Source organism: Candidatus Izemoplasma sp. (genome assembly GCF_982632705.1).
The window spans coordinates 1-2,731 of the sequence record NZ_CEXEES010000102.1; the positions used below are offsets into that span (position 1 = coordinate 1).

General features: G+C 32.8%; 3 protein-coding genes. 1 reads left to right on the forward strand and 2 read right to left on the reverse strand.

All coding sequences use genetic code 11. The features are described from left to right. The coding region (locus tag AC2LE6_RS08815; RefSeq protein WP_484478890.1) for a M20 metallopeptidase family protein at positions 1-889 on the forward strand (889 nt) is incomplete at its 5' end. A 26-nt stretch (positions 890-915) separates the two neighbouring features. Here the strand turns inward: AC2LE6_RS08815 and AC2LE6_RS08820 are convergent. Together AC2LE6_RS08820 and AC2LE6_RS08825 are read right to left on the reverse strand one after the other, a co-directional pair. After that, entirely contained in the window at positions 916-2,136 is a 1,221-nt protein-coding gene (locus AC2LE6_RS08820) for a hypothetical protein (protein ID WP_484478891.1), read from the reverse strand. 48 nt (positions 2,137-2,184) lie between these two features. Beyond that, on the reverse strand, positions 2,185-2,731 hold a 547-nt coding region (locus tag AC2LE6_RS08825), incomplete at its 5' end, for an alpha/beta fold hydrolase (RefSeq protein ID WP_484478892.1).

Here is a 2,731-nt window from a genome sequence, read left to right on the forward strand (position 1 = left end):
ACATGATGGTGTGATGCATAGTTGTGGGCATGATACACATACTGCAATGCTACTAGGGGCTGCTAAGTACTTTAGTGATAATAAGGATCAGGTAAACGGAACATTGAAATTAATATTCCAAGCTGCTGAGGAAGGACCACTGCCTGGTGGTGGAATATCTGTTGTAAACGGGGGATATATCGATGATTGTGACGCTGTATTTGGTTTACACATTACAACTCGTGATAGAACAGGGACAATTGTTATAAAAAAAGGACCAGCAATGGCTGCTCCTGATGAATTCAAAGTAAAAGTAACAGGGACAGGAACACATGCTTCTGCTCCACATACAGGAATAGACCCTGTATTGATTGCTGCTGAGGTTATTACTAAGTTTCAATCAATTGTATCAAGAAACACATCAGCAACTGATAGCGCAGTAATTAGCGTATGTACAGTACATGGTGGTACTGCATTCAATATCATTCCTGAATCAGTAGATATGAGTGGTACTATTAGAACATTAAACAATGAAACAAGAAAACATATCTTTGATAGAATGCATAGTATATGTAAACACATTGGTGAAATGAATGATGCTTTGGTAGAACTTGAAATTAATAAAGCATACCCTCCTGTAATAAACGACCCTGAAATGTCAGAGTTCGTTATGGAAATAGGTAGAGAAGTTCTAGGAAAAGAGAATGTTATTGAAGCAATAGAACCATCTATGGGTGGAGAAGACTTCGCTTATTACTTAGAAAAGAAACCAGGGAGTTTCTTCTGGTTAGGTGGCGGAAAAGAAAACGATACTGCATACAATCATAATCCATTATTCAATCCTGAAGAGGAATCATTTATGAATGGTGTTGCTATGCATATCAATATAGTAAAAGAATATCTAAAATAAAAAGAGCGATTAATCGCTCTTTTGTATTATTCTTCTATATTTTCTCTGCTTATGAACTCAATATCATTAAATATGTCTTCATAAGCTGTTTCAACACTAGTGTAGCCAAAATCACTTATTATATCTGAGTAATTATCATCAAGGTAACTTATAATATCGTTAATATCACTACTTGTTAACTGTATTTGTGATATCCCATACTCTACCAAGCTTAACTGGTAATCTGTTGGTAGACTGTCATACTCATTAATTAATTCATATGCAAAATCAAAGTATCTTGAGATTCTAAGATCTGCATTGTTTAATTTGACAACAGGTTCATCATTATTAAAAAACTGATAATCAGTATTTGTAAAAACAATTTTATCCCATCCATCAACATACAACAGATTATTTGTAACTCTATACGTTTCAGAACTTGGTGTTAACTCGTAATTAAATTGTACAGATTCAGTTTCCCAAATGTCATACACTGCATCATATCGTTTAATATCATCTTGGAAAACTAGATGACAATTATATCCATTATATGGTAGAAAATAAAACGTGAAATCATCACCCATATAATTGTATCCATGCGAGCTGTTATTTTCAAAATCTAACTTAAAAACAGATGAGTACCCATTAGAATCTGCATTAACTATTTCCGCAGTAGTATCTTCTAGTTGATTGTAGTAACTGTATTCCTCATACATTGAGTCCGTTTCTTCGTCATAACTCGAACTATAATGTAGAAACTCTAACGCTACCTTCTCATTCACAATTGATGCTATAAAAACTTGTACTTTTGTACTACCATCTTCTTCAAACAATAGTTCCATATACAGTTTTTCATTCTCCATAGCAACTACCAAACTTGGTTCGTCTTCTGAATCAACAATACACACTTCTTCTTCAACATAATTCTCACATTTTTGAAACTCATCAATAGCATACTTAAGATATTCTAAGTGATGAACTCTATTCAGGACATTGTAATATCTATTTTCAGCACCTTGCAATTCTTCTTTAGTGTATTCGTCAGCTAACTCAAGTGAAGAGTTAGTAGACAAATCATTCTTAAAAACTAAAAATGTATTTGCCAGTGTTACTATGTCCTCATATGAATCGATTGTGTTGTTCTCAAAACCTAAGTAAAACTCTGTACCTTCATATGGTTGATTATTTGGCTTATCAACTAAATCATCACAACTTGTTAGTAAGAGGATTGTTGATATTAGTAAAATACTTATTATTCCTTTTTTCATTCCATCACCTTCCATTAATATTATATCAAAAAAGAACGGATATCCGTTCTATTTCTTTAAGAATTCTGTGACATATTTGTCTATTAGTTTATAATGCTCTCTGTTCTCGAAAGTATGTCCTGCATTTTCTATTAGTTTAATAGTCGAATCAGTGAATGATTCACTTAATTCTTCACTACCTTTGTAATAGACTGCTTGGTCATTTGTACCTTGAATGATTAAGACAGGATTATGATACTTTCTAGCTAGTTCAAAGTAATCTTTCTTGAAACTAGAGATTAAATCTTTATTTAGCTCATATCCGTTTAAATCATAGTTTCCATTTTCTAGTTTTGGTATTTGAATCTTCTCATGTTTTGTGAAGAAACTTATAGATGGGGCTAGTAATATCGTTTTATCAAATCCTTGCATCATATTAAGCGCTAACGCTCCACCCATACTGAATCCAAGTAGATATATTTCTTCATAATTATGTGATTTAGCAAATTCAATGATTAATCTAGCTTGCTCTTTTAGGCTAGGTAGTGTCATATCACTAAATAAACCATCTGATTCCCCGCTACCTAGATAATCAAAGCGTACTGAATCAATAGTT